The following is a 25,772-nucleotide window of genomic DNA, read 5'->3' as shown; positions in this document are numbered from 1 at the left end:
TCCCGGGTCAGTCCCGGGGGTCGAAGGTGACGGGCAGACGCGGGGGCTCGGCGCCGGTCGGGGGGATCCGCAGGGCCTTGAGCGTGTACTTCATGACCTGCTGGTACACCGGGCCGCACACCTGGCTGCCGAAGTAGCTGCCCTTCTTGGGGTTCTGCACGGCGCAGTAGACGGTGACGCGGGGCGCGTCGGCGGGGGCGAACCCGGCGAAGGAGGAGGTGTAGCCGTTGTAGCGGCCCGTCTCGGGGTCCACCCGGTTGGCCGTTCCGGTCTTGCCCGCCACCCGGTAGCCGGGGATGCGCGCGGTGGTGCCGGTGCCCTCCATGTCCGCCACCACCGACTCCAGCATGGTGGCGAGCGTCGTGGCGGTCCTCTCGCTGACGACACGGTTGCGCTGCGGCTTCGGCGCGGGCTTCCACTCGCCGTCGGGCCCGGTGGTACCGCGCACCAGGGAGGGTTCGACGCGTACGCCCCCGTTGGCGACGGTGGAGTAGACCGAGGCCGCCTGGACGGCGTTGATCGACAGACCCTGTCCGAAGGGGATGGTGTACTGCTGCGAGGCGTTCCAGTCCTCGGGGTCGGCGAGGATGCCGGCGGTCTCGCCGGGGAGGTCCAGACCGCTCCTTCGCCCGATGCCGAACTCGCGCAGGTAGGAGTGGAGCACCCGATTGGCCTCCGCCTGGGTGTCGCCCAGCTGCTCGACGGCCAGGATGGTGCCGATGTTGCTGGACTTGGCGAGCACCCCGTTGAGGGTGAGGTACCAGGTGGGGTGGTCGACGTCGTCAGCGAAGCTGCGGTCCGCCCGCGGCAGCCGGTTGGGCACCACGACATGGGTGCCCGGGGTGGCCGCGCCTTCCTCCAGGACCGCGGCCATGGACATCACCTTGCTGGTGGAACCGGGCTCGTAGGCGTCCTCCACGGCGCCGTTGCGCAGCGCCGAGGCACTGGCCGTGGACAGGTCGCCCGGATCGTAGCCGGGAGCGTTGGCCATGGCCAGGATCTCACCGCTGCGGACGTCCTGGACGATCACGTAGCCGCTGTCCGCGTCGGACTTCTCGACCTGCTCCTCGATGGCGCTCTGCGCGGCCCACTGGATGTCCCGGTCGAGGGTGAGCTCCACGTCCGACCCCGGGCGCGCGGGCTGCTCGTGCTCGTCCCCGGTGGGCACCTGGCGGCCGCCGGACTGGGCGTAGGTGATCTTGCCGTCCTTCCCGGCCAGCACCTTGTCGAACTTCGCCTCCAGGCCGCCGCGGCCCCTGCCCTCGGAATTGACGAAGCCGAGCACGGCGGCCGCGAGCTCCCCTCCCGGATAGACCCGCTTGGCGTGCTCCTCGGAGTACACCCCGGCCAGCACGTGGTGGCCCCCGCCCGCGCGCTGCCGTCCGGCCAGTACGCGCTTGAGGTCGATGATCTGCCGCCAGACCTGCGGGGACTGCTGCCGGGCCAGAAGGACGTAGCGGGTCCCCTTCCGGGAGAGCCGCTCGGTGAGCGTCTTCTCCTCCACGCCGAGAACGGGGGCGAGCAGCTCGGCCGCCTGGGCCGGTGCGTCGGGGACCTTCGTCTGCTCGGGGGTGAACAGGTAGGGGTCGGCGGTGATGTCGTACGCGTCGACCGTGGTGGCCAGGGCGACGCCGTCGCGGTCGGTGACGGTGCCGCGCTCGGCGGCGAGCGGGACGGTGATGTAGCGGTTGACGTCGGCCTTGGCCGCGTAGGTGCTCGCGTCCACGGCCTGCACCTGGAGCAGCCGCACGGTGAAGGCCAGCATCACCAGTGTCAGCAGTACGCCGAACAGCCTCAGCCGGGGGCGCGGGCTGCTCAGCCGTACGGTGCCGGGCCTGGGCCTGGGCCGGGGCGCGCGGGCGGAGCGCGACGCGGCTGAACGGGACGCGGGCTGGGTGCGGCGGGGGCGCTGGGGGTGCCGGGGGCGCTCGCTCACGGGGCGTCCTCCCCCTCGGGTCCCCCGGGGACGGCGGGAGCCGGATCGGGCATGCCCCGGACGGTGCCGTCCGGAAGGATGAAGGCGGGGTTCCCGCCGGGCACCATGCCCAGCTCCCGGGCCCGTTCGGCCAGCGCGTCCGGAGCGGAGAAGGAGTCCAGCTCCTCCTGGAGCGCCTGCTCCTCGTCGGCCAGCTCCCCGGCCCGTTTCTCCAGCTCCCTCAGTTCGAAGGACCCCTGGTTGACGGATGCGTTGAGCAGCAGCAGGGCCAGCAGCCCGGAGCCGAGCAGCAGGACCACCAGCAGCACGAAGGGGGCGCGGGCCGGTGCGGAGGGTGCGCCCGCGGGGACCAGTCGCGTCAGCCGCGCCAGCCGCTGCTGGGGGGTCGGGTGGGCCGGTTTCCCGGTGGCCCCGGGCGCGGCCTTCGGTGTGTCCTTCAGGGCTCCTCCCGGATGCGCTCGGCGCCGCGCAGCCTGGCGGGGGCGGCACGGCGGTTCTCGGCGACCTCTTCCTCGGCGGGGAGTTCCGCCCCCCGGGTCAGCAGCCTCAGCCGGGGCTGGTAGCGCTCGGGGACCACCGGCAGCCCCGGCGGCGCGGTGCTGGTGGCCCCCGCGGCGAGCACCTGCTTGACCAGGCGGTCCTCCAGCGAGTGGTAGGACAGGACGGCGATCCGGCCGCCCACCGCCAGCGCGGCGACGGCCGCCGGCAACGCCCGCTCCAGCACGGCCAGTTCGCCGTTGACCTCGATACGCAGCGCCTGGAAGGTGCGCTTGGCGGGATTACCTCCGGTCCGCTTGGCCGCCTGCGGCAGCGCCTCGCGGATCAGCTCGACCAGCCGGGCGCTGCCGGCGAACGGCTCCTTCTCGCGCTCGCGCACGATCGCGGAGACGATCCGCCTGGCCTGCTTCTCCTCGCCGTAGGCACGCAGGATGCGCACCAGCTCGCCGGGCGGGTAGGTGTTGAGGACCTCGGCGGCGCTGACGCCCCTGCTCTGGTCCATCCGCATGTCCAGCGGCGCGTCCCTGGAGTACGCGAAACCGCGCTCGGCCTCGTCGAGCTGCATGGAGGACACGCCGAGGTCGAACAGGACCCCCTGGACGCGCGGCACGCCGAGCCGCCCCAGCACCTCGGGCAGTTCGTCGTAGACGGCGTGCACCAGGGTGGCCCGGTCGCCGAAGCGGGCCAGGCGCCCGCCGGCCAGTTCCAGCGCGGCCGGATCCCGGTCCAGGCCGACCAGCCGGACGTCCGGGAACCTCGACAGCATCGCCTCGCTGTGCCCGCCCAGCCCGAGGGTGCAGTCCACGACGGTGGCGCCGGGCTCGCGCAGGGCGGGGGCGAGCAGGTCCAGGCAGCGCCCGAGCATGACCGGGACGTGCCGCTCGTTGGTGCTCACTGGACTCTCCTTGAGCGGGCCCGTACGGCCTGGTCCCCGCCCGCTCGCGAAGGGGAAGAACGGCGGCCGGCGCCGGGGAAGGGGCACCGGCCGGCCGGGAGCGGGAGGAGGCCGGGCCGTACGCGGCCGTACGCGCGCCCGCGCACATGGGATCTGGGGGTTCGGCAGGGGGAGCCCGGCGCTTGCCCGGCTCCCGCTTCGCGTCACTTTAGTCCACTCGTCCCCCCGGTCAACCAACTGGTCAGGCGCGTCCCGGCCGCTTCCCCGCGCAGGCGTGCCGCGGGTCCCCGCGTCCGGTTCCACCCGCACGGGGGACAGGACACCACCGATGTGGGTTACATCACACACCATGCGCGTTGACCGGCTTTGCCCTGCCCCATTCCGGGTCGGAGCAGGACGGGGCGGTTACGGTCATAGGCATGCCATCGTCTCCCTCCGAGTGGCCGGTCATCGACCGCCTCGTCACAGCCAACCAGCGTTACGCAGCCGAGTTCACCGACCCGGGGATGGACGCCCGGCCGGTGCTGAAGGTCGCCGTCGTCGCCTGTATGGACGCCCGGCTGGACCTCCACGCCGCCCTCGGTCTCGAGCTCGGCGACTGCCACACCATCCGCAACGCCGGCGGCGTGGTCACCGACGACGTCATCCGCTCGCTGACCATCAGCCAGCGCGCCCTGGGTACGCGCTCCGTCGTGCTGATCCACCACACCGGCTGCGGCCTGCTGAACCTGACCGAGGACTTCCGGCACGAGCTGGAGATGGAGGTCGGCCAGCGGCCGTCATGGGCCGTGGAGTCCTTCAAGGACGCCGACCAGGACGTGCGGCAGTCGATGGAACGGGTACGTACCTCTCCGTTCCTGCTGCACACCGGCGACGTACGGGGCTTCGTCTTCGACGTCACCACGGGTCTGCTCCGGGAGATCGACCCGGCGGACGGCCCGGAATCGTGACGCACGGGGCTGTGTAAGTGAAGAATGCCTGAGTGACGGCTTTCCCCCGCGGGTACCTCCCGCGGGGGACGTGCCGGTTGTTCGGGGATATGGCCGGCCCGCCGCGGGGCGGACCGGCCCGTGAGCGGGCCGAGGAGGGCCGGGTGACGACCTATGACGAACGAGCTGATCTCAGCGATCTGACCGCCACGGCGGACCGGGTGCGCCGGTCGGTGGAGAGCGTGATCGAGGGCAAGCCGGAGGTCGTACGGCTCTCGCTGACCGTACTGCTGGCCGAGGGCCACCTGCTGATCGAGGACGTGCCGGGCGTGGGGAAGACCATGCTCGCCAAGGCGCTGGCCAGATCCGTGGACTGCTCGGTCCGCAGGATCCAGTTCACCCCCGACCTGCTGCCCTCCGACATCACGGGGGTGAGCGTCTACGACCAGCAGCAGCAGGAGTTCGAGTTCAAGCCGGGCGCCATCTTCGCCCAGGTCGTGATCGGCGACGAGATCAACCGCGCCTCACCCAAGACCCAGTCGGCCCTGCTGGAGTCGATGGAGGAGCGGCAGGTCACCGTCGACGGGCGCAGCTACGAACTGCCCGACCCGTTCATGGTGGTGGCCACCCAGAACCCGGTCGAGATGGAGGGCACCTACCCGCTGCCCGAGGCACAGCGCGACCGCTTCATGGTGCGGGTGTCGATCGGCTACCCCAGCCCCGAGGCCGAGCTGAGGATGCTCGACGTGCACGGCGGGACCTCCCCGCTGGACGACCTGCGGCCGGTCGCCCACGCGCACGAGATCGCCAAGCTGGTGGAGGCGGTGCGCGGCGTGCACGTCTCCGAGCCGGTCCGCCGGTACGCCGTCGACCTGGTGGCCGGCACCCGCAGCCACCCCGAACTGCGGCTGGGCGCCTCGCCCCGGGCGACCCTGCACCTGCTGCGGGCGTCGAAGGCGGCGGCGGCCCTGGCCGGCCGGAACTTCGTACTGCCCGACGACGTGCAGGCGCTGGCCGTGCCCGTGCTGGCGCACCGGCTGCTGCCCACCGCCCAGGCCCAGCTCGGCGGGCGCACCTCGGAGCAGCTCGTCCTCGACATCGTGCGGCGTGTCCCGGTGCCCGCGTCCAACTACCGGGAGGCGACCTCGCAGCCCCCGCTGTACGGCCGGCCCTCCCAGCGGGGACTGTGATGGACGGCCCCGGCACAGCGGCCCCGGGCGCCGGCAAAGGCACGGACGGGGGCTCGGACGGGGGTCTGCGGGCGGGAGGGCGCCGGGGTCCGCTGCGCGCCGCACTCACCGGGCTCACCACCAGGGGGCGCTCGTTCCTGGCCGCGGGGACGGCCGCGGTGGTGTGCGCCTACGTGCTGGGCCAGGGCGACCTGCTGCGGGTGGGGGTGCTGCTGGCCGCGCTGCCCCTGGTCTGCGTGATCGTGCTGTACCGCACCCGCCACCGCGTGGCGGCCTCCCGGCGGCTGTCCCCGGTCCGCGTGCCCGCCCGGGAGGAGTCCCTGGTGCACCTGCGGCTGGAGAACGTCTCGCGGCTGCCGACCTCCCTGCTGATGCTCCAGGACCAGGTCCCCTACGTCCTGGGCCCGCGCCCGCGCTTCGTCCTGGACCGGGTGGAGCCGGGCGGCCGGCGCGAGATCTCCTACCGGGTCCGCTCCGACCTGCGGGGACGCTATCCGATAGGTCCGCTGCAACTGCGGCTGACGGACCCGTTCGGCATGGTGGAGCTGACCCGCTCCTTCAGTTCCCGCGACACCCTCACCGTCGTACCCCGGACCGAGGAACTGCCCCCCGTACGGCTGGCCGGGGAGGCGGCCGGCCTGGGCGAGGGACGGCATCGCTCCCTGGCCGCGGCCGGCGACGACGACGTGATCCCGCGCGGCTACCGCCACGGCGACGACCTGCGCCGGGTGCACTGGCGCTCCACCGCCCGCCACGGGGAGCTGATGGTGCGCCGCGAGGAGCAGCCGCAGCGGCCGCGCTGCACCGTGCTGCTGGACACCCGCCGGACGGCCTGGGCCGGCTCCGGTCCGGAGTCGGCGTTCGAGTGGGCGGTCTCGGGAGCCGCCTCGGTGGCCTTGCACCTGCTGGAGCGCGGCTACGCGGTACGGCTGCTGACCGACACCGGCACGGCCGTGCCCGGGCCGGACGGAGCGGGTGCGGACATCGCCGCCCTCGACACCGCCGGGCTGGTCCTGGACACCCTCGCGGTGGTGGAGAACTCCGGCGAACCGGGCCTGTCCCGGGCGTACGAGGCGCTGCGCGGAGGCGACGGCGGTGGCGGTGGCGGGCACGAGGGGCTGCTGGTGGCCTTCCTCGGTTCACTGGACGGCGAACAGACGGTGCTGGCCGGCCGGATGCGGCAGCGCGCGAGGGGCGCGGTGGCCCTCCTGCCCCGCGGGGCGCGCGAGCCGGCCGTGCAGGGGGAGGGGGAGCGGCTGCTGCGCGAGGCGGGCTGGACGGTACTGCCGTACACGCCCGGGGAGGCGCTGCCCGATCTGTGGCGGCGGGCGGACCGGTCCGCGGGCGGGGTGCCCGGGCGGACGGCGAGGAGTGGACGGTGATGAGCGGACGGGCCCGGCTGGCGTTCTGCGCCTGGGCGGCCACCCTGGCGGCGGCGTGCGCGCTGCTGCCGCTGGTCGCCCCGGCCGGCTGGCTGTTCCAGGCCGCCCTGCTGCTGGGCGTCCAGAGCGCGGTGGGCACGGCGGTGCGGCGGGCGACACCCTCCGGACCGCCGGTGGTGGCGGCACAGGCGGTGGTGTCGCTGCTGCTGCTCACCTTCGTCTTCGTCCGCGGCGACGCCGTGCTCGGTGTGCTGCCGGGCCCGGACGCCGTCGAGGCCTTCGGTGCGCTGCTGGCGCAGGGAACCGCGGACGTCGGCCGGTTCTCGATCCCGGCCCCGGTCACCGACGGCATCCGGCTGCTGCTGGTGGGCGGTGTGGTCGTCATCGGCCTGCTGGTGGACATGCTCGCGGTGACGTACCGTGCCGCGGCCCCCGCCGGGCTGCCGCTGCTGGCGCTGTACTCGGTCGCGGCCGGACTGTCCCCGGAAGGGGGGAGCCGGCTGTGGTTCCTGTGCGCGGCGGCCGGCTATCTGCTGCTGCTCCTGACGGAGGGCCGGGACCGGATGTCGCGGTGGGGCCGGGTGTTCGGCGGCGGGTTCGGCACCACGCGCCCCGGCGGCACAGTGCGGCCCGGCGGTACAGCGCCGCCGCCGGTGCGCACCGGGCGGCGGATCGGCGCGGTGGCACTGGGCATCGCCCTGGTGGTGCCCGCGGTGCTGCCGTCGCTGGGCGGCGGGCTGCTGGACACCGCGCGCCAGGGGCGGGGCACGGGGAGCGGCGGCGGCACGATCTCGGCGATCAATCCGCTGGTCGCGCTGCAGGACAGCCTGAACCAGCCGGACAACCGCACGGTGCTGACGTACACCACCGACGCCGGGAGCACCTCGGACATGTACCTGCGGATCGTGGCCCTGGACCGGTTCGACGGCACCTCCTGGAAACCGTCGGAGCGCCGGATCACCGATCTGCCGCGCCCGCTTCCGCCGGTGCCCGGGCTGTCGCCGTCCGTCGGCACCGAGCGCGTCACCACCTCCTTCCGGGCCGCCGGATGGTACGCCCAGAACTGGCTGCCCATGCCGTACCCGGCCGCCGAGGTGCGCATCGACGGCCGGTGGCGCTTCGAGCCGGAGGGCCGCACGCTCGTCGGCGACCGCGGACAGACCACCCGGGGCGTGCGGTACGAGGTGGACAGCCTGGTGGTACGGCCGACCGCGCGCCAGCTCGCCCAGGCCCCGGCGCCCCCGCCGCAGATCATGGAGGAGTACACCGGCGTACCGGAGTCGCTGCCGTCCGTGGTGGCCGAGACGGCGCGGAACGTCACCGAGGGGGCCTCCGGCGACTACGAGCGGGCCGTGAGGCTCCAGGACTGGTTCTCCTCCCAGGGCGGCTTCCGCTACGACACCCAGGTGAAGGCCGGCAGCGGCAGCGCGGCCATCGCCCGCTTCCTGGAGGACCGGGAGGGCTTCTGCGTCCACTTCGCCTTCTCCATGGCCGCCATGGCCCGCACCCTGGACATCCCGGCGCGGGTCGCGGTGGGGTTCACGGCCGGGGCGGCCGACGGCAGCGGCGAGATGACGGTGGGGCTGCAGGACGCGCACGCCTGGCCGGAGCTGTACTTCGAGGGCGTGGGCTGGACCCGCTTCGAACCCACCCCGAGCCGGGGCAGCGTGCCGGAGTACACCCAGCCCGATCTGCCCTCCCCCGAGCAGTCGGACGCCCCCGCCCCGCGTCCGGAGGACAGCACGCGGCCGCTTCCGGAGCCGTCGGAGTCCGAGGAGTGCGTTCCTGGGCAGGGCACGGAGGACTGCGGCGCGGCGGCCGTTCCGCGAGACGGCGAGGCCGTCGGCGGCCTCCCGGTGGGCAGGGTTCTGTCGGTGACGGCGTCCGTGCTGCTCGCCGCGGGGATCCTGGCGCTGCCCGCCCTGTGGCGGGGCAGGGTCCGGTCCCGGCGGCTGGAGGGCGGCGGCGGCCCGGGCGCCCGTACGCTCGCCGCCTGGCGGGAGGCGACCGACTCCGCCTGGGACCTGGGCATCCTCCCGCAGGAGTCCGCCACCGTGCGGACGGCCGCGGCGCGCGTCGTACGGCTGGGAAGGCTGGAGGGCGAGGCCGCCGAGGCCCTGCACCGGCTGGCCGCGGCGGTCGAGCGGGCGCTCTACGCCCCCGAGCCGCAGTCGGCGCAGGGGCTGGCCGGGGACGTGCGGCGGGTGCGGGCCGGGCTGCGGGCGGCCGCCGGGCGCGGTGCGCGGCTGCGGGCCCTGCTGCTGCCGCGGTCGGCCGTACGGGTGGTGTGGGCCGTCTCGGAGCGCTGGTCGGCGGAGGCCGGACGGTGGAGCGGCCCGGCTCGGCGGGCCCTGGCGCGGATCAGGCCGTCGCGGCAGCGGGTCTGAGACCGGGCGGGCGCGGTAGGCGCCACGCCGGGGGGTTGCGGAGGGCGGCCGCTCAGGACGCGACAGCGGGCGGTGGGGAGACCGGAGATCTCCGGTCTCCCCACCGCCCGCTGTCGTCGGTTCCGGCTCGCCGGCCGTGTGGGGGCGGTGCGGCGGGGCTGTCGGGTCGCGGCGGCCGCCGGCAAGGACGACGGCAGCGCGTGAGCGGACCGTTACTGCTGCTCGTCCCGGCGGCGCTGCCAGCGGTCCTCGATGCGGTTCATCATCGAGCGGCGCGGCCTTCCCTGCCTTCGCGCGTGCGGACGGCCTCCGGCGTCGCCGGCTTCGTGCCCCTGGCCGGCGGGGGGTTGCTCGCCCGGCTTGGGCGTCTTGCGCCAGCCCGTCACCGCCAGGACGGCACAGCCGAGCATCACCAGGAAGCCCAGCACACTGACGATGACCAGCTTCGCGACCATCCCGGCCATGAGGAGCGCGACGCCCACCAGAAAGCCCGCGACCGCCTGGTAGACCCGTCGCCGGGTGTACGTGCGCAGCTCGCTTCCCTCGAGCGCTGTCGCGAACTTGGGGTCTTCGGCGTACAGCGCTCGCTCCATCTGCTCGAGCATCCGCTGCTCGTGCTCAGAGAGCGGCACGGAGTCCTCCTACTCGTCGGTCGCGGGGGCGACCGGATGCGACCCTTCAAGGATAGGCAGGGATTCGCCCCCGTGAAACCCGCCCCTCTACGCCAGTTCGTGCCACCGGGACCGGGAGCCGGATGGCGGTGTCGGGCTTCTCATTCCCCCGCCGCCACGCCGTCATGCCGACCGGTGTGCTTCGATCATACGGCGGGCAGCCGCCGTTCGGGTCGCCTGTGGCCTACCGCACCTGGTCGGCGGAGGGTGCGGAGCCCTCCCGGGTACGCGCCAGTACGTGGAGGTGCGCCGCGACCGACTGGAAGGCGGGCAGTTCGGCCACCGCCTCCTCCAGCGCCGCCAGTGCCTCAGAGGCACCGGGCTCGGCGTCCAGCAGCGCCCCCGGCACCAGGTCCGCGAAGACCCGCACGCCGTGGACCGCGCCGACCTCCAGCCCGTTGGCGGCCACCAGGGAGCTGAGCCGCTCGGGGGTGAAGCGCCGGGGCACCGGATCCCCGCCGCCCCACCGGCCGTCGGGGTCGCCCAGCGCCCGGCGGGCCTCGGTGAAGTGCCCCGCCAGGGCGCGGGCGAGCACCGCGCCGCCCAGTCCGGCGGCGAGCACGCTCAGGGTGCCGCCCTGGGGGCGCAACGCGGCCGTGACGTTGCGCAGCCCCTCGGCCGGGTCGTCGACGTACTCCAGGACGCCGTGGCAGAGCACCACGTCGTAGCCCCCGCGCTCGGCCACGTCGAACAGCCCGTGCGCGTCTCCCTGCACGCCGCGCACCCGGTCGGCCACGCCCTCCTCCGTCGCGCGGCGTTCCAGGGCGAACAGCGCGTCGGGGCTGGGGTCCACCACGGTGACGCGGTGGCCGAGCCGGGCGACGGGCACGGCGAAGTTGCCGGTGCCGCCGCCGGTGTCCAGGACGTCGAGCGTCTTCCGGCCCGCGGCCTCGGCCCGGTCCTCGAGTGCTTCCCGCAGGACCTCCCAGACCACGGCGGTGCGGAAGTGTGCGTGGGGGCGGGACATGGCGGACGCTCCTAGGCGGCTCGGACGTGGCTGGCCCAAGCCTATTGCGTCCCCGCCCCGGCCCGGCCGGCCGGGCCGGGGGAGAGGGAAGGCCCCGCCCCGGCCTCAGCCCGCCCGCAGCCGCGGCCCCCCACCTTCCGGGCGGCCGCGCTCCCCCGGCCTCTCCGGACTCCTGGGAAGGGGCAGCACGGGCTGCCTCACCAGCATCTGCTCGACGATGCGCAGGAACATCCCCGCGTCGCGTATCAGGTCGTCGCAGTCGCGCCGACCGGCCGCGCCGGCGATACCGGCCTCGGCGCGGGCGCGCCTGGGTGCTCCGGCGGCGAACAGCCTGCACCACTCCTCCAGCTCGGGCGCCACCTCGGGCAGCACCTCCCAGGCGCTGCGTATGCGCCGTCTGGCGCGTGCGGTGGACTCGGGGCGGCCGCGCACGGCGAGCACCGCGGCGGCGGTGCGCAGGGCGGCCAGGTGCGCGGTGGCGTACCGGTCGTTCGGATGCTCCAGCTCCGCCGCCTCGTCGAGGCCGCGCCGCGCCTGGGCGAGCAGGTCGAGTGCGGCGGGCGGGGCCGACGCCCTGCGCGGCACGGGGTGGACATCCTCCGGGGGCCCGTTCATCTGCGAACCTCCTGTCATCGTCATGACCGTCACGACTGTGCTGTTCGCGTGCTGTCCGCCGTGCTGTCCGCACGCGCGGGTCGCGACCATCGATCGCGATGGGAACATCGTTGCGCATGCCACTGACAATCGGTCCCGACCTGGGCAAACGTCTCCTGTCGGGGCTCGTCCGGCGTACCGGTGAGCAGCGCCCGGCAGGCCTGGCGAGGGCAGAGCCGCGGGCGGGCGCGGAAGGGGCCGCGACGGCCCCGGACCGGATGGCGCCCTCGGTCGGGGAGGCCGCCGGAGTGGAGGTTCCCGGTGCGCTGTCGCGGCTGCCGGGCGGGCGGTACAAGCCGGTGGAACGGCGGGAGCGGGCGGCCCGGCCGATCGCCGTGCCGCCCGCTCCCGTCCCCCGTGTCCCCCGAGCGTTCCCCCCGCAGACGGCCGCCGCGCCGCTCCGCCGCCCCGTGCCGGCGGTGCGTCGCCGCGTTTCCCGTCGTCTCCGACTCTGCCGTCCACGCCTGGTGAAGCCCATCCGTACGGCTACTCAGAACCGGACTCAGGTACTTCTACTCATCTACTGCGTACGGCCCTTCGAAGCTGTTACCGCGCCCCGGTTAGAGTGCCTGGTCATGGCACGGACTGTGGTGATCGGCGCCGGTATGGGCGCCATGGCCGCCGCCGCCAGGCTGGCCGTGGCGGGCCACCGGGTGACGGTGTACGAGCGGGCGCGGACCCACGGCGGCGCGGTGCGCCGTCTGGAGCGGGACGGATTCGGTTTCGACACCGGCCCCGGGCTGCTGTACCTGCCCGCCGTCTGGCGGGACCTCTTCGTCAAGACCGGACGAGAGCCGCTGGAGGAGTGCGTCGCGCTGACCGAGGTGGACCCGGCCGTCCGCCACGTCTTCGCCGACGGCACGTCCGTCCTCCTGCCCGGCGGTTCCCGGGCGGGCACGGTCGACGCCCTGGACTCGGCCCTCGGCGCGGGCGCGGGAGAGCGGTGGAGCGAGCTGCTGGGCCGCGGCCGCAGGACGTGGGAGGCCACCCGGCGCCCGCTGCTGGAGGAGCCGCTGACCGACGCCGGCGACCGCGCCCGGCTCGGCTCCGACCCGTATCCGGCGCCGCGGCGCGGGCTGCTGCGCCGCCGCGCCCCCTTCCTGTCCGAGATCGCCCGCACCGAGCTGCGCGATACGCGGCTGGTGGCGCTGCTGGAGAGCCATGCGCTCGCCCACGGCCTCGACCCGCGCCGCACCCCGGCGAGCGCCGCCGTCCTGCCGTATCTGGAGCAGACCTTCGGCATCTGGTACGTCGGCGGAGGGATGCGCGCGCTGGCGGACGCGGTGTACGAGCGGTGCCTGGCACGCGGGGTCGAGTTCCGGTTCGGCACGGCGGTGTCCGGAATCGCGGTGGAGGGCGGCCGGGCCGCCGGGGTGGAGCTGGCCGACGGGTCGCGGGTGGGCGCGGACACCGTGGTCTGCGGAATCGACCCCCGGCCGATGTACGGCGGCCGGGCCAGCGCGGCGGACGGCGGCCCCGGCTACGCGGCGGGACGGCTGACCGTGCTGCTCGCGCTGCGCGGCCCCCGGCCCGGGGACGCCGTCCACCGCACCGTGGTGCACACCGGGGGGCCGGGCGGCGCGGCGCGCACCGTCACCGTGCTGCGGCCCGGCGACCCGTCGCTGGTCCCCGGCGCGGAGCACGAGTCGGCGGTGCTGTCGGTGACCGTTCCGCCGCACCGCGCGGGGACGGCCGGGCCGCCGGCCGGCGCGGGGGGCGAGGACGGCGGGGCCGTGGACTGGACGGCGCCGGGCGCGGCCGAGCGGGCCGCGGACGAGGCGCTGGCCGCCGCGGACGCCGCCGGGCTGGGCCTGGGCGGGCGGGTGCTGTGGCGCGAGGTGCGCACCCCCGCCGACACCGAGCGGGAGACCGGGGCCCCGGGCGGCGCGGTGCCGGCCCCCGCCCTGGCCGGGGCGGATGGGGCCTTCCTGCGGGCGGCCAACTCCACGGGCACGGCCGGGCTGTACCGGGTGGGCGGCTCGGCCCACCCGGGCGGCGGGCTGGCGCACGCCGGGATGTCGGGGGCGCTGGCCGCCGGGCTGATCGTCGAGGGGGACGGCTGGCGCGGCTCACGGTGACGCGGCCGGACGGGCCGGACGGGACGAGCGGCCGTGCGGCTCAGTGGCGGGGCTGCTCGCCGTAGGGGTGAGCGGCTCCGGCGGCCGGGTCGTACCCGCCCTCGCCGTAGCCGTATCCGCCGTACCCGCCGTCCTCGGCGTCCTCGGCGTACTGCCCGGGCTGCGGCTCGGAGCCTCGCTGCTGGGGCACCCAGACCCCGCCGGGCGGGGTCTGCCCGGCGTACGGGTCGGCGGGGTGGCCGGTGCCGTACCCGTCGGCGTAGGAGGGGGCGGAGACGTAACCCTGGCCGCTCTGGTTGCCCTGGCCGCTGTGCGAGTCGTGGGCGGGCCGGCCAAAGGCGTCGGCGTACGGGTCGGAGTAGGCGGCGTACTGCTGCTGCCCGTCTCCGGAGCCGTAGCCGTAGTCGTACGATCCGGCGTACCTGCCGCCCTGGTCGTGGCCGGGGTGGCCGGTGTAGTCACCGGTGGTGTACGGGACGGAGTGGGCGGGGTGCTGCCCCTGCTCCTCGTACCGCTCCTGCCCGCCGTACTGCCCCTGCTCCTCGTACCGCCCCTGCTCGTCGTACCGCTCCTCCGGCTGCCCGGTGGAGGCTCCCCGCTCGTAGACGCCGTAGCCGCCTGTGTCGTCGGGCAGCGGCTCCGGGCTGTACGCGGGGGGCTCCGGCTCGTGGACCTCCAGCCCGGAGACCTCCAGGTGCGGGTCGGCGTCCTGGGGCGGCATGGGGCGCACCTCGCGGCGGCGCCTGCTGGTGCCGGGCATGCCGCCCAGTGCCCAGCCGGCGGTGAAGCCGCGCCGGTAGGAGAGGGTGACGAAGGTCTGGCCGACCGTGAAGGCCGATCCGCCGAGCGCGATGACCGTCAGGGACAGCGGCACCGAGGAGATCGCCACCACCCCGAGGACCACCATGGCGAACCCGCCGAAGGCCAGCAGCCGCCAGCGCAGCCTCGCCTTGTACTGCAGCAGCACCTCGGCCAGCAGCCAGACCGCGACGATTCCGAACGCGATGTAGAGGAGCGTCCACCCCATGTACGTCCTCCCACCCCGTCTTCTAGCCCCGCCGGTGCAGGCCCAGATTCTCGTAGATCTCCAGCGTCGCCGTGGAGTGGTTGAGGGTGATGAAGTGGAGTCCGGGGGCGTCCTCGGACATCAGCCTCGCGCACAGCTCCGTGGCGTACTCGATTCCCAACGAGCGTACAGCGGCCGGATCGTGCTCCACAGCGAGGATGCGTTCGGCCAGGTCCGGAGGGAAGGTCGCGTTGCTCAGCTTCGCGAACCGCTCGATCTGCCGCACGCTCGTGACGGGCATGATCTCCGGAATGATCGGGACGTCGCAACCCGCCGCGGCCACCTTGTCGCGCAGCCGCAGGTAGTCGTCGGCGTAGAAGAACATCTGCGTGATGGCGTAGTCGGCGCCGGCCCGGCACTTGTCGACGAAGTGGCGGATGTCGCTGTCCCAGTCGGTGGAGCGCGGGTGCATCTCGGGGAAGGCCGCCACCCCGACGCAGAAGTCCCCCGACTCCTTGATGAGCCGGACGAGTTCGGCGGCGTAGGTGATGCCCCGCGGATGCGGTACCCACTCGCCGGTGGGGTCGCCGGGCGGGTCGCCGCGGACGGCGAACATGTTGCGGATGCCGGCGTCCGCGTACTGGCCGATGACATTGCGCAGCTCGGCCACCGAGTGGTCCACCGCGGTGAGGTGGGCGACGGGGGTGAGGGTCGTCTCGGTGGCGATCCGCTCGGTGGCGCGCACGGTGCCCTCCCGGGAGGAGCCCCCGGCGCCGTAGGTCACCGACACGAAGGTGGGGGCGACGGCCTCGACGCGGCGGATGGCGTTCCAGAGGGTGCGCTCGCCCTTCTCCGTCTTGGGCGCGTAGAACTCGAAGGAGTACGAGCGCTCACCGGAAGCGAGCAGCTCGCGGACGGTGTGCGCGCGGTCCGTCCTGGTGGAAGGGGTACCGAGGGCCATGTCGGCAGGCTAACCGGCGCCCCGGCCGCACACCGCATCACCGGGGCGATACGCCCGTTTGGCCCGCTTGCCGTCCAGTGGGTGGACACCCGCCCCGGGCCGGGCCGCCTCAGACCGACCGCAGTCGCCCGGCGAGGTCCGCGGCGGCGGCCCCCGGGTCCTTCGCCTCGGTGATCGCGCGGACCACCACGACCCGCCGCGCCCCGGCCTCCAGCACCTGCTCCAGGTTGGCGGCGTCGATCCCGCCGATGGCGAACCAGGGCCGCCCGGGCCGCAGCCGTGCGGCGTACCGCACCAGGGAGAGCCCCGGGGCGGGGCGGCCGGGCTTGGTGGGGGTGGGCCAGCAGGGGCCGGTGCAGAAGTAGTCCGTACCCGGCTCGGCCAGTGCCGCGTCCACCTCGGCCTCGGTGTGGGTGGAGCGGCCGATCAGGACGCCATCGCCCAGGATCGCGCGGGCGGCCGGCACCGGCAGATCGCCCTGACCCAGGTGCAGCACGTCCGGGTCGGCGGCGTGGGCGACGTCCGCCCGGTCGTTGACCGCCATCAGCTTCCCGTGGCGGCGGCAGGCGTCGGCGAGGACGGCCAGGTGCTCCAGTTCCTCGGCGGCCTCCAGGGACTTGTCGCGCAACTGCACGATGTCGACGCCCGAGGAGAGCACGGCGTCCAGGAACTCCGCCAGGTCGCCGCGCTCCCTGCGCGCGTCCGTGCACAGGTACAGACGGGCGTCGCCGAGCCGCTCGCGTGCGGTCGCTGCCATGCGGGAATCCCCCCGGGACGAGGCGTGCGGGCCCCGGCGCCCACCAGGGCGCCGGGGCCCGCACGCCGGTGATCGGTCGTACGGTTGGCTGTGTCCGGCCCTGCGGGGCCGGGGCGTCCGCGGTGAGCGCGCCGCTCAGACGGCCAGCGCCTGGGCGCGCCGCTTCACCTCGGTGCCGCGATTCTCCCGCAGGGCCCGCGCCGGGGTGCCGGGCAGGGTGTCATCGGGTGTGAACAGCCACTCCAGCATCTCCTCGTCACTGAAGCCGTCGTCCTTGAGCAGTGTGATGGTCCCGGTCAGGCCCTTCACCACCCGGCCCTCGCCGATGAAGTCGGCGGGCACCTGGAGCACCCGGTTCTCACCGCGGCGCACCGCGATGAGCTGGCCCTCCCTGACCAGCTGCCGCACACGCGTCACCTCGACGCCGAGCCTGTCGGCGACGTCGGGGAGGGTGAGCCAGGCCGGGACGAGAGCATCGGTCTTCGCGTCAATCTCGTTCACGGGAACCAGCCTGCCATCTGCCACCGACAGTCACTAGCGGGCCGCGCTCTTCAGGGGGACGGACGGGTCGGCGGCCCGCAGCGGATCCAGGGCCGCGGCGCGCTCGATGAGCTTCCGCCCCTGGGTCAGGTCGCGCGGGCGGCCCACGGCCAGCAGGGCGCGCAACACACCGTCTCGCAGCCAGCACACCGACCAGGCCGCGTCCGCCGGATCGCCGCGCCACAGCATCTCGTCGTCGCCGGTGTGGTGGCCCGCGTACTGGACGAAGCGGCCGAACTGCTCGGACCAGAAGTACGGCACCGGGTCGTACGCCGGCGTCTCGGCCTCTCCGGCGACCAGGCCCGAGGCGACCGTGCGCGGCCCCTGGAGCGCGTTGTCCCAGTGGTGGACCAGCAGCCGGCGGCCGTAGCGGGCCGACGGATAGGAGGCGCAGTCCCCCACGGCGTGGACGCCGGGGGCGGAGGCGCGCAGGTACTCGTCGGCCAGGACCGAGCCGTCCCCGCCCAGCGCCACGCCGGAGCCCGCCAGCCAGCCGGTGGCCGGGCGCGCGCCGATCCCGGTGACGACCGCGCCCGCGGTCAGCACCGAGCCGTCGGACAGCCCCACCTCGCACACCGGGTCGTCCGGTGTGCCGGCCGCGGCGACGCCCGTGACGGCGCACCCGGTGCGCAGTTCGGCGCCCGCCTCCTCGTACCAGGCGCGCATCCGGGCCGCGACGGACGGCGGCAGCGCCCCGGCCAGCGGCTGGCCCGCGGCCTCCACCACCGTCACCCGGCAGCCCGCCTCGCGGGCCGCGGTGGCGAACTCCGCGCCGATCCAGCCCGCTCCGACGACCACCACCTCCCGGCGCCCGGCGAGCACCGGCCGCAGCCGCTCGGCGTCGTCGAGGGTGCGCAGCAGGTACACCCCGGGGACGCCCTCGGCGCCGGGCAGGGGGACCGGCTCGGCGCCGGTGGCGAGGACCAGGTGGTCGTAGGGCAGCGGGCCGGCGTCCGTGTCCGCCTCCCGGTCGCCGGTGCGCAGCCCGGTGGCGGCCGTGCCCAGGCGCAGGTCCACCCCCAGGGCCCGGAAGTCGACGTCGAAGGCGGATCCGGCCGCCCTGCCCAGCAGCACGGCCTTGGACAGCGGCGGCCGGTCGTACGGCCGGTGGGGCTCCTCGCCCACCAGGGCGATCCGCCCCGGCCAGCCCTGCTCACGCAGCTGTACGGCGGTCTGCACCCCGGCCATCCCGGCACCGACGACGAGGATCCGCTGCCTGCTCTGCTGCTCGGTTCGCACGCTCACGCGATCACTGTAGGAGGTCGGGGCCGGCCGCCGGGCGGCCCGGCGGCCGGGTCCGGTGAGAGCCCCGCCACAGCCGCCGGGGCCGAAGGGGGCCGGGGCCGGGCTCCCCTTCAGCCCCGGCGGGCGCGCGGATAGGGTGGTCGGCGTCCGGGGGACTGGAGGACCCCCGGGGCGAACCGGCGAACGACGAAGCGCGGGAGCCCGGCGCACCGGGCTGAGAGGGAGGCTTGCGCGGCCTCCGACCGTACGAACCTGATCCGGGTCATTCCGGCGAAGGGAGGAGCACCGCACCCATGCACGTGCTGATCATCGGCGGTGGCGTCATCGGGCTGGTCACGGCCTGGCGGACCGCGCAGCGGGGGGCACGGGTCACGGTCGTCGACCCGGCGCCGGGCGGCGGCGCCGCCGAGGTGGCGGCCGGGATGCTGGCGGCCGTCACCGAGCTGCACTACGGCGAGGAGTCCCTGCTCGCCCTCAACCTGGCCTCGGCGCGCCGCTATCCGGACTTCACGGCCGAACTGGAGGAGGCCTCGGGTCTGGGGACCGGCTACCGAGCCTGCGGCACGCTGGCCGTCGCTCTGGACGCCGACGACCGGGCCCATCTGCGGGAACTGCACGCGCTGCACCGGCGCTGCGGGCTGGAGTCGGCATGGCTGACCGGCCGCGAGTGCCGCCGCCTGGAGCCGATACTCGCCCCCGGGGTACGCGGCGGGCTGCGTGTGGACGGCGACCACCAGACCGATCCGCGCCGGCTGACGGCCGCCCTGCTGGCCGCCTGCGAGCGGGCCGGGGTCCGCTTCGCGCGGCAGCGGGCCGAGCGGCTGTCCCTGTCCGGCGACCGGGCGGCCGGGGCGCGGCTGGCCGACGGCACCGCGGTCGGGGCCGACCTGGTGGTACTGGCGGCCGGCAGCGACAGCGGCCGGCTGGCGGGGGTGCCCGAGGAGGTCCTGCCCCCCGTGCGCCCGGTCAAGGGCCAGATCCTGCGGCTGCGGATCCCCCGCGCGTACTCCCCGTTCCTCTCGCGCACCGTGCGGGCCCTGGTGCGCGGCGGCCATGTCTACCTGGTTCCGCGGGCCGACGGCGAGCTGGTGCTGGGCGCGACCAGCGAGGAGCAGGGCTGGGACACCACCGTGACGGCCGGCGGCGTCTACGAGCTGCTGCGCGACGCGCACGAGCTGGTGCCCGGCATCACCGAGCTGCCGCTGGTGGAGACCCGCGCCGGCCTGCGCCCCGGCTCCCCCGACAACGCCCCGCTGCTCGGCCCGACCGCCCTGCCCGGCCTGCATCTGGCCACCGGCCACCACCGCAACGGGGTGCTGCTCGCCCCGGTCACCGGCGACGCCCTGGCCCAGGCCCTGACCACCGGCGAGCTCCCCGAGGAGGCACGCCCGTTCACCCCCCGGCGCTTCGACCGCACGCTTCAGGAGAGTCCTCTGTGAACACCGGCACGGCCCGTACCGCCGCAACCGTCACCGTCCATGTCAACGGCGAGCCGCGCGAGATCGCGGCCGGCCTCGCCCTCGACGCGGTCGTGGCGTCCCTGACCACCGCCCCGGCCGGCGTCGCCGCGGCCGTCAACGAGACCGTCGTGCCGCGCGGGCAGTGGCCGGCGACGGAGCTGGGCGACGGCGACCGGGTCGAGGTCCTGACCGCGGTGCAGGGGGGCTGACGGCGGCCATGGCTGACGACACCCTCATCATCGGCGGCACCGCCTTCACCTCCCGCCTCATCATGGGCACGGGCGGCGCGCCCAGCCTGGAGGTGCTGGAGCGGGCGCTGCTGGCCTCGGGCACCGAGCTGACCACCGTGGCCATGCGGCGCCTGGACCCGACCGTCTCCGGCTCGGTGCTGTCGGTGCTGAAGCGCAACGGCATCCGCGTGCTGCCCAACACCGCCGGCTGCTTCACCGCCGGGGAGGCCGTGCTCACCGCCCGGCTGGCCCGCGAGGCGCTGGGCACCGACTGGATCAAGCTGGAGGTCGTCGCCGACGAGCGCACCCTGCTGCCCGACCCGGTGGAGCTGCTGGAGGCCGCAGAGACGCTGGTCGACGACGGCTTCACCGTCCTGCCCTACACCAACGACGATCCGGTACTGGCCCGGCGGCTGGAGGACGTGGGCTGCGCGGCGATCATGCCGCTGGGCTCGCCCATCGGCTCGGGCCTGGGCATCCGCAACCCGCACAACTTCCGGCTGATCACCGAGCGGGCGTCCGTCCCGGTCGTCCTGGACGCGGGCGCGGGCACCGCCTCGGACGCCGCCCTCGCCATGGAACTGGGCTGCGCGGCGGTGATGCTCGCCTCCGCCGTCACCCGCGCCCAGGAGCCGGTGCTGATGGCCGGGGCGATGCGGCACGCGGTGGAGGCGGGGCGGCTGGCGTACCGGGCGGGCCGGATCCCGCGCCGCCACTTCGCGCTGGCCTCCTCGCCGGCGGAGGGGATGGCGGACCTCGACCCGGAGCGGCCGGCCTTCGGGTGAGCGGGCTCCGGGTGGGCCGCGGTTCCCCTCCCGACGTCGCGGGGCGGCGGCGGTTTCGTCACCGTTGTGCCGCACTCCGGTGCGCCTGCGCCGGTGCGGTCGGCCGTGCGGGCGGCGGCTCGTAGACTCTGCGCCGTGGACACGACCCTTCGGGACCCGTTGATCGGGCACGTGCTCGACGGCCGCTACCGCGTGGAGTCGCGGATCGCCGTCGGCGGCATGGCCACGGTCTACCGGGCGATGGACACCCGGCTGGACCGGGAACTCGCCCTGAAGGTGATGCACCCCTCCCTCGCGGCCGACGCCTCGTTCGTCGACCGCTTCATCCGGGAGGCCAAGTCCGCGGCCCGCCTGTCCCACCAGAACGTGGTGGGGGTCTTCGACCAGGGCGAGGACGGCGGCTACGTCTACCTCGCCATGGAGTACGTCCGGGGCTGCACGCTGCGCGAGGTGCTGCGCGAGCGCGGGGCGCTCCGGCCACGCGCCGCGCTGGACGTCCTGGAGCCCGTGCTCGCCGCGCTGGGCGCCGCCCATCTGGCCGGCCTGGTGCACCGCGACGTGAAGCCGGAGAACGTCCTGATAGGGGACGACGGGCGGGTCAAGGTCGCCGACTTCGGCCTGGTGCGGGCCGTGGGCTCCCAGACGTCCGCCTCCACCGGCTCGGTGCTGGGCACCGTCTCCTACCTCGCGCCAGAGCAGATCGAGCACGGCACCGCCGACGCCCGCGCGGACGTCTACGCCTGCGGCGTGGTGCTGTACGAGATGCTGACCGGCTCCAAGCCGCACGCCGGCGGCACCCCGGCCCAGGTGCTCTACCAGCACCTCCACCAGGACGTCCCGGCCCCCTCGGCCCTCGTACCCGGCCTCGCCCCCGCCCTGGACGACCTGGTGGCCCGCACAGCCGCCCGCGACCCCGGGCGGCGGCCGGCCGACGCCGTGGAACTGCTCGCCGAGGTCGGGGCCGTGAAGGAGTCGCTGACCGGCGAGGAACTGGACGCGCTGCCTCCGGCCGCCGCCGGCGGGGACGGCTCTCCCGCCCCCGCCGGCTCCGAGGACCGCACCACCGTGCTCCCGCGCGGCGGCGCGCCGAAGGCCCCCGTCGGCGGCCCGGAGGAGCCCGGGGAGGCCCTGAACCGCACGTCCGTCCTGCCCCGGCCGGACTCCGCACGCACGCCTTCCCGGGAGCCGGGCCCGCCCGGGCCGGGCGGGCGCCGGCGGTGGGCGGGCCGCGGGCCGGGGCGTTCGCTGCCGGCGCTGGTCACCGCCGTCCTGCTGGTCCTCGGCACGGCGCTGGGCCTGTGGTACATCAACTCCGGGCAGTTCACCAGGACCCCCGGGGTGCTCGACATGACCGAGGACCGGGCCAAGCGGACGGTCGAGGAGGCCGGGCTGGAGTGGCGGATCGTCCGGGACTACAGCGACACCGTGGAGCGGGGCCATGTCATCGGCACCGACCCGGGCCGCGGTGAGCGCATCCGCGGCAACGGCACGGTGACCATCACCGTCTCCCAGGGGCCGGAGCGGGTCGAGGTCCCCGATGTGACGGGCGACACGCCGGATGAGGCCCGCCGGAAGATCAAGGCCGCCGGGCTGAAGCCCGGCATGGTGACCAGGGAGTTCTCGGGGAAGGTGGAGCGGGGCTCAGTGGCCCGCACCGAGCCCGGGTCGGGCAGCGTGCGCCGTCCGGGCACGGCCGTGGCGCTCGTGCTCTCCAAGGGCACGCGGGTCGAGGTACCCGGTGTCGTCGGCGAGGACGAGGGAACGGCCCGGCAGCGGCTGGAGGAGGCCGGGCTGGAGGTGCGCACCGCCCCGGAGCGGGTCTTCTCCGAGGAGGACGAGGGCACGGTCGCCCGGCAGTCGCCCCGCGAGGGTGCGGTCGCCGGCGAGGGAGACAGCGTGACGCTGACCGTCTCCAAGGGGCCGGAGATGATCGAGGTCCCGGACGTGGAGGGGCTGGAGGAGAGCGAGGCCCGGCAGGCCCTTGAGGAGGCGGGCTTCGAGGTGAGGGTCCGCAGGGTCTTCTTCACCGGCACCGTCTTCGACCAGTCGGTCGCCGCCGGCGAGCGGGCCCCGCGCGGCTCGGAGATCACCGTCTGGGTGCGCTGACGGGAGCGGACCGGACCGGCCGGCCCGTCGGCCCGTGTGTCACCGATCGGGCACCGAGGGTTGCTTGAGCGGGCAGCCGTTGTGAAGCGGCCCATAGGACCCAGATCACCTACGAAGCCGTTTAGTAGGTACTGCGGCGGCCGGGCCGGCCCCGAGCGGCCCGGACCGGCACCCGAAGGCCCGTTGCGCCGGATATCAACGAAACCGGGTAGTACGTCACACTTTTGTCCTCATAAGTTCCGGCCGCTAACAATGCAACAGTCGCCAGCGCCGAGGAGAGGAACCCGGCGCAACCCCGCTCGGCCCCATGGCCGGCCCGGCTGATCCGGCTCTGCGACGCAAGCGATCGGAAGAGGTTCTCCTCCCCCATGTCTGTGTTCCGCATTCTCGACCAGTTCCGCGTGTCCGGCACCACCCGTATGACCGGCGCCCACAAGTTCTCCGCCATCGGCGTCGTCGCGGCCACCGGTGCCGCCACCCTGGCGCTCGGCCTCGCCCCGGCGGGCGCCGAGCAGGCCGCCCCCTCGGCCGAGGGGAAGTCCGCCCCCGCACCGGTCTCGCTCCCGGTGGAGCCGGCCGCCCAGGCCGAGGACGTCACCGCCGGGCAGGGCGGCCTGCGGGCGCAGTTCTCCGGCTCCTACCAGCAGGCCCAGGCCGACGCACGCGAGGCCGCCGCCGAGGAGAAGCGCGAGGCCGAGAAGGCCGAGAAGGCCGAGAAGGAGGCCGAGCGCGAGGCCGCCGCCGACCGCGACTCCACCCGCGAGAAGGCCGCCGACCGCTCGCACGACCGCGGCGGCTGGGGCAGCGGCGGCAACTGGGGCGAGCGCGACAGGGAGTCCCTGAAGCTGGCGTACGAGCACGAGCGGCGCGAGGCCGCCTCGTACCCGGACAACCTCGACGGGTGGATCCGCGAGGCCCTGGCCATCATGGAGCGCGAGGGCATCCCCGGCACCTACGAGGGCATCCACCGCAACATCATGCGCGAGTCCAGCGGCGACCCGCGGGCCATCAACGACTGGGACGTCAACGCCCGCAACGGCATACCCTCCAAGGGGCTGCTCCAGGTGATCCAGCCCACCTTCGACGCCTACCACGTCGAGGGCACCAAGTACGACCTGTACGACCCGGTGGCCAACATCGTCGCCGCGTGCAACTACGCCGCCGACCGGTACGGCTCCATGGACAACGTCGACTCGGCCTACTGACCGGCCGGAGGACCCCTTCCGCACGCCCCGGCGGCCCGCTCACCACGAGCGGGCCGCCGGGGCGTGTGCCGTGAGGGCCTGGCACCCTCGATGTGTGAGCACCGCACCTTCCCCGTACGACGCCCCGCCCTCCTCCCCCGCGGACACGGGCGGGGCCGCCCCCTCCCCCCGCCGCGTCCGCAACCCCGTCGGCAGCCATGTCGCCGTCGCCGGCGGACTCGCCGCCAAGGGCCTGGCGTACGCCCGCGAGATCGGCGCCGAGGCTGTGCAGGTCTTCGTGGCGAATCCGCGCGGCTGGGCCACCCCGGCGGGCGACCCCGGGCAGGACGAGGCCTTCCGCACGGCCTGCGCGGACGAGGGGATCCCGGCCTACGTCCACGCGCCCTACCTGATCAACTTCGGTTCGCACACCGAGGCCACGGCCGAGTTGTCCGTGGCCTCCCTGCGCCACTCGCTGCGGCGCGCCCGGCACATCGGCGCCCTGGGCGTGGTCGTCCACACCGGCTCGGCCACCGGCGGGCGCGACCGCGCCACGGCTCTGGCCCAGGTGCGCGAGCGGATGCTGCCGCTGCTGGACGAGCTGGACCACGGCGAGGGGTCACAGGATCCGTGGCTGCTGCTGGAGCCGACGGCCGGCCAGGGCGCCTCGCTGTGCGCGCGGGCCGCGGACCTGGGCCCCTACCTCGACGCCCTGGAGCGGCACCCCCGGCTCGGGATCTGCCTGGACACCTGCCACGCCTTCGCCGCCGGGCACGACATGGCGGCCGAGGGCGGCATGAAGGCGCTGCTGGACGAGGTGGTGGCGGTGGCCGGCGAAGGGCGGCTGCGGCTGGTCCACGCCAACGACTCCAAGGACGTCGCCGGCGCCCGCAAGGACCGCCACGCGAACATCGGCGCGGGCCACATCGGCGCCGAGCCGTTCCGCGAGTTGCTGCGCCACCCGGCGACCGAGGGCGTGCCCCTGGTCATCGAGACCCCGGGCGGCGGGGAGGGGCACGCGGCGGATGTGGCCCGGCTGAAGGAGCTCAGGGGCTGACGCGGCCCCCGGACGGCGGGAGGGGCCGCACGAGGGGGCTGCGCGAGCGGGCCGCGGGCCGGTCGGGTCCGGTCACAGTCCGGGGCCGTCGCCCGGCTCCTCCTGGTACGAGTAGCGCTGCTCGTGCCAGGGGTCGCCGATGTTGTGGTAGCCCCGCTCCTCCCAGAACCCCCGGCGGTCGGCGGTCATGTACTCCACGCCCCGCACCCATTTGGGCCCCTTCCAGGCGTACAGATGGGGTACGACCAGCCGCACCGGGAAGCCGTGCTCGGCCGTGAGCGGCTCGCCGGCGCGGTGGGTGGCGAAGAGCGTGTGGTCGGCGGTGAAGTCCGCCAGCCGCAGGTTGGCGCTGTAGCCGTATTCGGCCCACACCATCACATGGGTGACCTCCGGCGCGGGCGGCACGAGTTCGAGGAGGGTGCGGGTGCGCACCCCGCCCCATTCGACGCCGAGCATGCTGAACTTGGTGACGCAGTGCAGGTCGGCGACCACTGTCTCGTGGGGCAGCGCCGAGAACTCCTCGTGCTTCCAGTGGTGCGTGCCCCCGTCGGCGGTGGCCCCGAAGACGCGGAACTCCCAGCGTTCGGGCCGGAACCTGGGCACCGGGCCGTAGTGCGTCACCGGCCAGCCGCGCTGGAGCCGCTGCCCCGGCGGGAGCTGCAGGCGCTCCTCTTCGCGGCTTTCCGGCTGAACCATGCCTCCATGGTGACAGACCACCGGTCGTGCCCGTGACCGCGCCCCGGACCGCACGGGGAGCGGCCCGGGGAGGCGAACGGCGCCGTGGGGCGCGGATCGCTGCGATCCGCGCCCCACGGCGCCGCTGTGTGCCGGCGGGTACCGGCGGGTGCCGGCAC

At 75.0% G+C, this 25,772-nt stretch carries 23 protein-coding genes and 1 riboswitch; of the genes, 11 read left to right on the top strand and 12 right to left on the bottom strand.

Annotated features, from left to right (window positions below; all coding sequences use genetic code 11):
• Positions 1-7 precede the first annotated feature (7 nt).
• From IQ279_RS01635 to rsmH, 3 genes are all read right to left on the bottom strand, one after another.
• Positions 8-1,936 carry a peptidoglycan D,D-transpeptidase FtsI family protein gene (locus IQ279_RS01635; protein WP_307792007.1) on the bottom strand — a complete coding sequence of 643 codons (1,929 nt, stop codon included), beginning with the start codon at positions 1,934-1,936 and terminating at the stop codon, positions 8-10.
• Entirely contained in the window at positions 1,933-2,244 is a 312-nt protein-coding gene (gene ftsL, locus IQ279_RS27680; RefSeq protein WP_241027387.1) for a cell division protein FtsL, read from the bottom strand. Before ftsL ends, IQ279_RS01635 begins: the two co-directional genes overlap by 4 nt.
• A 128-nt stretch (positions 2,245-2,372) precedes the next feature.
• Entirely contained in the window at positions 2,373-3,329 is a 957-nt protein-coding gene (rsmH, locus tag IQ279_RS01630; protein ID WP_206346428.1) for a 16S rRNA (cytosine(1402)-N(4))-methyltransferase RsmH, read from the bottom strand.
• 419 nt (positions 3,330-3,748) lie between these two features.
• On the opposite strand from rsmH, the gene IQ279_RS01625 reads away from it, so the two are divergent.
• The 4 genes from IQ279_RS01625 (at position 3,749) to IQ279_RS01610 (ending at position 9,217) form a co-directional block, all read left to right on the top strand.
• Positions 3,749-4,279, top strand: coding sequence for a beta-class carbonic anhydrase (locus tag IQ279_RS01625; protein ID WP_206346427.1), 531 nt, complete (start codon positions 3,749-3,751; stop codon positions 4,277-4,279).
• Positions 4,280-4,422: 143 nt separating this feature from the next.
• Positions 4,423-5,448 carry an AAA family ATPase gene (locus IQ279_RS01620; protein WP_206346426.1) on the top strand — a complete coding sequence of 342 codons (1,026 nt, stop codon included), beginning with the start codon at positions 4,423-4,425 and terminating at the stop codon, positions 5,446-5,448.
• Entirely contained in the window at positions 5,448-6,830 is a 1,383-nt protein-coding gene (locus tag IQ279_RS01615) for a DUF58 domain-containing protein (protein WP_206346425.1), read from the top strand. Before IQ279_RS01620 ends, IQ279_RS01615 begins: the two co-directional genes overlap by 1 nt.
• Positions 6,830-9,217: a transglutaminase TgpA family protein gene (locus IQ279_RS01610; RefSeq protein WP_206346424.1), complete on the top strand. Its 2,388-nt coding sequence runs from the start codon at positions 6,830-6,832 to the stop codon at positions 9,215-9,217. The genes IQ279_RS01615 and IQ279_RS01610 overlap by 1 nt, the downstream gene beginning before the upstream one ends.
• Positions 9,218-9,429: 212 nt before the next feature.
• On the opposite strand, the gene IQ279_RS01605 is transcribed toward IQ279_RS01610, so the two are convergent.
• The 3 genes from IQ279_RS01605 to IQ279_RS01595 form a co-directional block, all read right to left on the bottom strand.
• Positions 9,430-9,849: an SCO2097 family morphological protein gene (locus IQ279_RS01605; RefSeq protein WP_206346423.1), complete on the bottom strand. Its 420-nt coding sequence runs from the start codon at positions 9,847-9,849 to the stop codon at positions 9,430-9,432.
• 223 nt (positions 9,850-10,072) lie between these two features.
• On the bottom strand, positions 10,073-10,855 hold the full coding sequence (locus IQ279_RS01600; RefSeq protein WP_206346422.1) for a methyltransferase: 783 nt from the start codon (positions 10,853-10,855) through the stop codon (positions 10,073-10,075).
• Between the two features lie 105 nt (positions 10,856-10,960).
• Positions 10,961-11,470 carry an SAV_6107 family HEPN domain-containing protein gene (locus IQ279_RS01595; RefSeq protein ID WP_241027385.1) on the bottom strand — a complete coding sequence of 170 codons (510 nt, stop codon included), beginning with the start codon at positions 11,468-11,470 and terminating at the stop codon, positions 10,961-10,963.
• A gap of 614 nt (positions 11,471-12,084) precedes the next feature.
• Here IQ279_RS01595 and IQ279_RS01590 point away from each other — a divergent pair.
• Positions 12,085-13,587, top strand: a complete 1,503-nt coding sequence (locus IQ279_RS01590; RefSeq protein ID WP_241027384.1) for a phytoene desaturase family protein — start codon at positions 12,085-12,087, stop codon at positions 13,585-13,587.
• 40 nt (positions 13,588-13,627) lie between these two features.
• On the opposite strand, the gene IQ279_RS01585 is transcribed toward IQ279_RS01590, so the two are convergent.
• The 5 genes from IQ279_RS01585 to IQ279_RS01565 all read right to left on the bottom strand — a co-directional run bounded on the left by IQ279_RS01585 (position 13,628) and on the right by IQ279_RS01565 (position 18,096).
• Positions 13,628-14,614 carry a hypothetical protein gene (locus tag IQ279_RS01585; protein ID WP_206346420.1) on the bottom strand — a complete coding sequence of 329 codons (987 nt, stop codon included), beginning with the start codon at positions 14,612-14,614 and terminating at the stop codon, positions 13,628-13,630.
• Between the two features lie 22 nt (positions 14,615-14,636).
• On the bottom strand, positions 14,637-15,554 hold the full coding sequence (gene metF / locus IQ279_RS01580) for a methylenetetrahydrofolate reductase [NAD(P)H] (RefSeq protein ID WP_206346419.1): 918 nt from the start codon (positions 15,552-15,554) through the stop codon (positions 14,637-14,639).
• 109 nt (positions 15,555-15,663) lie between these two features.
• On the bottom strand, positions 15,664-16,311 hold the full coding sequence (gene thiE, locus IQ279_RS01575) for a thiamine phosphate synthase (protein ID WP_206346418.1): 648 nt from the start codon (positions 16,309-16,311) through the stop codon (positions 15,664-15,666).
• Positions 16,312-16,446: 135 nt separating this feature from the next.
• On the bottom strand, positions 16,447-16,812 hold the full coding sequence (locus IQ279_RS01570; protein ID WP_206346417.1) for an Rv2175c family DNA-binding protein: 366 nt from the start codon (positions 16,810-16,812) through the stop codon (positions 16,447-16,449).
• A gap of 33 nt (positions 16,813-16,845) precedes the next feature.
• A complete protein-coding gene (locus IQ279_RS01565) occupies positions 16,846-18,096 on the bottom strand; it encodes an NAD(P)/FAD-dependent oxidoreductase (protein ID WP_206346416.1) in 1,251 nt (416 codons plus the stop codon).
• Between the two features lie 183 nt (positions 18,097-18,279).
• A riboswitch (TPP riboswitch) is annotated at positions 18,280-18,392 on the top strand.
• Here IQ279_RS01565 and thiO point away from each other — a divergent pair.
• The 6 genes from thiO (at position 18,390) to IQ279_RS01535 (ending at position 24,918) form a co-directional block, all read left to right on the top strand.
• On the top strand, positions 18,390-19,535 hold the full coding sequence (thiO, locus tag IQ279_RS01560) for a glycine oxidase ThiO (protein WP_206346415.1): 1,146 nt from the start codon (positions 18,390-18,392) through the stop codon (positions 19,533-19,535). (Overlaps the previous riboswitch by 3 nt.)
• Complete coding sequence (gene thiS, locus IQ279_RS01555) at positions 19,532-19,765, top strand: sulfur carrier protein ThiS (protein ID WP_206346414.1); 234 nt, start codon at positions 19,532-19,534, stop codon at positions 19,763-19,765. The genes thiO and thiS overlap by 4 nt, the downstream gene beginning before the upstream one ends.
• Positions 19,766-19,773: 8 nt before the next feature.
• Complete coding sequence (locus IQ279_RS01550; protein ID WP_206346413.1) at positions 19,774-20,571, top strand: thiazole synthase; 798 nt, start codon at positions 19,774-19,776, stop codon at positions 20,569-20,571.
• 135 nt (positions 20,572-20,706) lie between these two features.
• The gene (pknB, locus tag IQ279_RS01545; RefSeq protein ID WP_206346412.1) at positions 20,707-22,677 is read left to right on the top strand and encodes a Stk1 family PASTA domain-containing Ser/Thr kinase; all 1,971 of its coding nucleotides are present in this window, start codon (positions 20,707-20,709) and stop codon (positions 22,675-22,677) included.
• 368 nt (positions 22,678-23,045) lie between these two features.
• Complete coding sequence (locus IQ279_RS01540; protein WP_241027383.1) at positions 23,046-23,882, top strand: transglycosylase SLT domain-containing protein; 837 nt, start codon at positions 23,046-23,048, stop codon at positions 23,880-23,882.
• A gap of 94 nt (positions 23,883-23,976) precedes the next feature.
• Positions 23,977-24,918: a deoxyribonuclease IV gene (locus IQ279_RS01535; protein ID WP_206346411.1), complete on the top strand. Its 942-nt coding sequence runs from the start codon at positions 23,977-23,979 to the stop codon at positions 24,916-24,918.
• Between the two features lie 72 nt (positions 24,919-24,990).
• Here IQ279_RS01535 and IQ279_RS01530 read toward each other — a convergent pair whose 3' ends face one another.
• The gene (locus IQ279_RS01530; protein ID WP_206346410.1) at positions 24,991-25,614 is read right to left on the bottom strand and encodes a sulfite oxidase-like oxidoreductase; all 624 of its coding nucleotides are present in this window, start codon (positions 25,612-25,614) and stop codon (positions 24,991-24,993) included.
• Positions 25,615-25,772 lie beyond the last annotated feature (158 nt).

The sequence above is a fragment of the Streptomyces verrucosisporus genome, assembly GCF_017114865.1.
Classification (GTDB): domain Bacteria; phylum Actinomycetota; class Actinomycetes; order Streptomycetales; family Streptomycetaceae; genus Streptomyces; species Streptomyces fenghuangensis.
This window is presented reverse-complemented; position numbering and strand designations above follow the sequence as displayed.

What these genes read in the sequence shown, in the direction of transcription:
- thiE (WP_206346418.1), bottom strand. Translation starts at nt 16,311, where the DNA reads ATGGCAGCGACCGCACGCGAGCGGCTCGGCGACGCCCGTCTGTACCTG.
- metF (WP_206346419.1), bottom strand. Translation starts at nt 15,554, where the DNA reads ATGGCCCTCGGTACCCCTTCCACCAGGACGGACCGCGCGCACACCGTC.
- IQ279_RS01600 (WP_206346422.1), bottom strand. Translation starts at nt 10,855, where the DNA reads ATGTCCCGCCCCCACGCACACTTCCGCACCGCCGTGGTCTGGGAGGTC.
- IQ279_RS01540 (WP_241027383.1), top strand. Translation starts at nt 23,046, where the DNA reads ATGTCTGTGTTCCGCATTCTCGACCAGTTCCGCGTGTCCGGCACCACC.
- IQ279_RS01585 (WP_206346420.1), bottom strand. Translation starts at nt 14,614, where the DNA reads ATGGGGTGGACGCTCCTCTACATCGCGTTCGGAATCGTCGCGGTCTGG.
- IQ279_RS01595 (WP_241027385.1), bottom strand. Translation starts at nt 11,470, where the DNA reads ATGAACGGGCCCCCGGAGGATGTCCACCCCGTGCCGCGCAGGGCGTCG.
- IQ279_RS01615 (WP_206346425.1), top strand. Translation starts at nt 5,448, where the DNA reads ATGGACGGCCCCGGCACAGCGGCCCCGGGCGCCGGCAAAGGCACGGAC.
- IQ279_RS01590 (WP_241027384.1), top strand. Translation starts at nt 12,085, where the DNA reads ATGGCACGGACTGTGGTGATCGGCGCCGGTATGGGCGCCATGGCCGCC.
- thiO (WP_206346415.1), top strand. Translation starts at nt 18,390, where the DNA reads ATGCACGTGCTGATCATCGGCGGTGGCGTCATCGGGCTGGTCACGGCC.
- IQ279_RS01610 (WP_206346424.1), top strand. Translation starts at nt 6,830, where the DNA reads ATGAGCGGACGGGCCCGGCTGGCGTTCTGCGCCTGGGCGGCCACCCTG.
- IQ279_RS01625 (WP_206346427.1), top strand. Translation starts at nt 3,749, where the DNA reads ATGCCATCGTCTCCCTCCGAGTGGCCGGTCATCGACCGCCTCGTCACA.
- IQ279_RS01550 (WP_206346413.1), top strand. Translation starts at nt 19,774, where the DNA reads ATGGCTGACGACACCCTCATCATCGGCGGCACCGCCTTCACCTCCCGC.
- IQ279_RS01530 (WP_206346410.1), bottom strand. Translation starts at nt 25,614, where the DNA reads ATGGTTCAGCCGGAAAGCCGCGAAGAGGAGCGCCTGCAGCTCCCGCCG.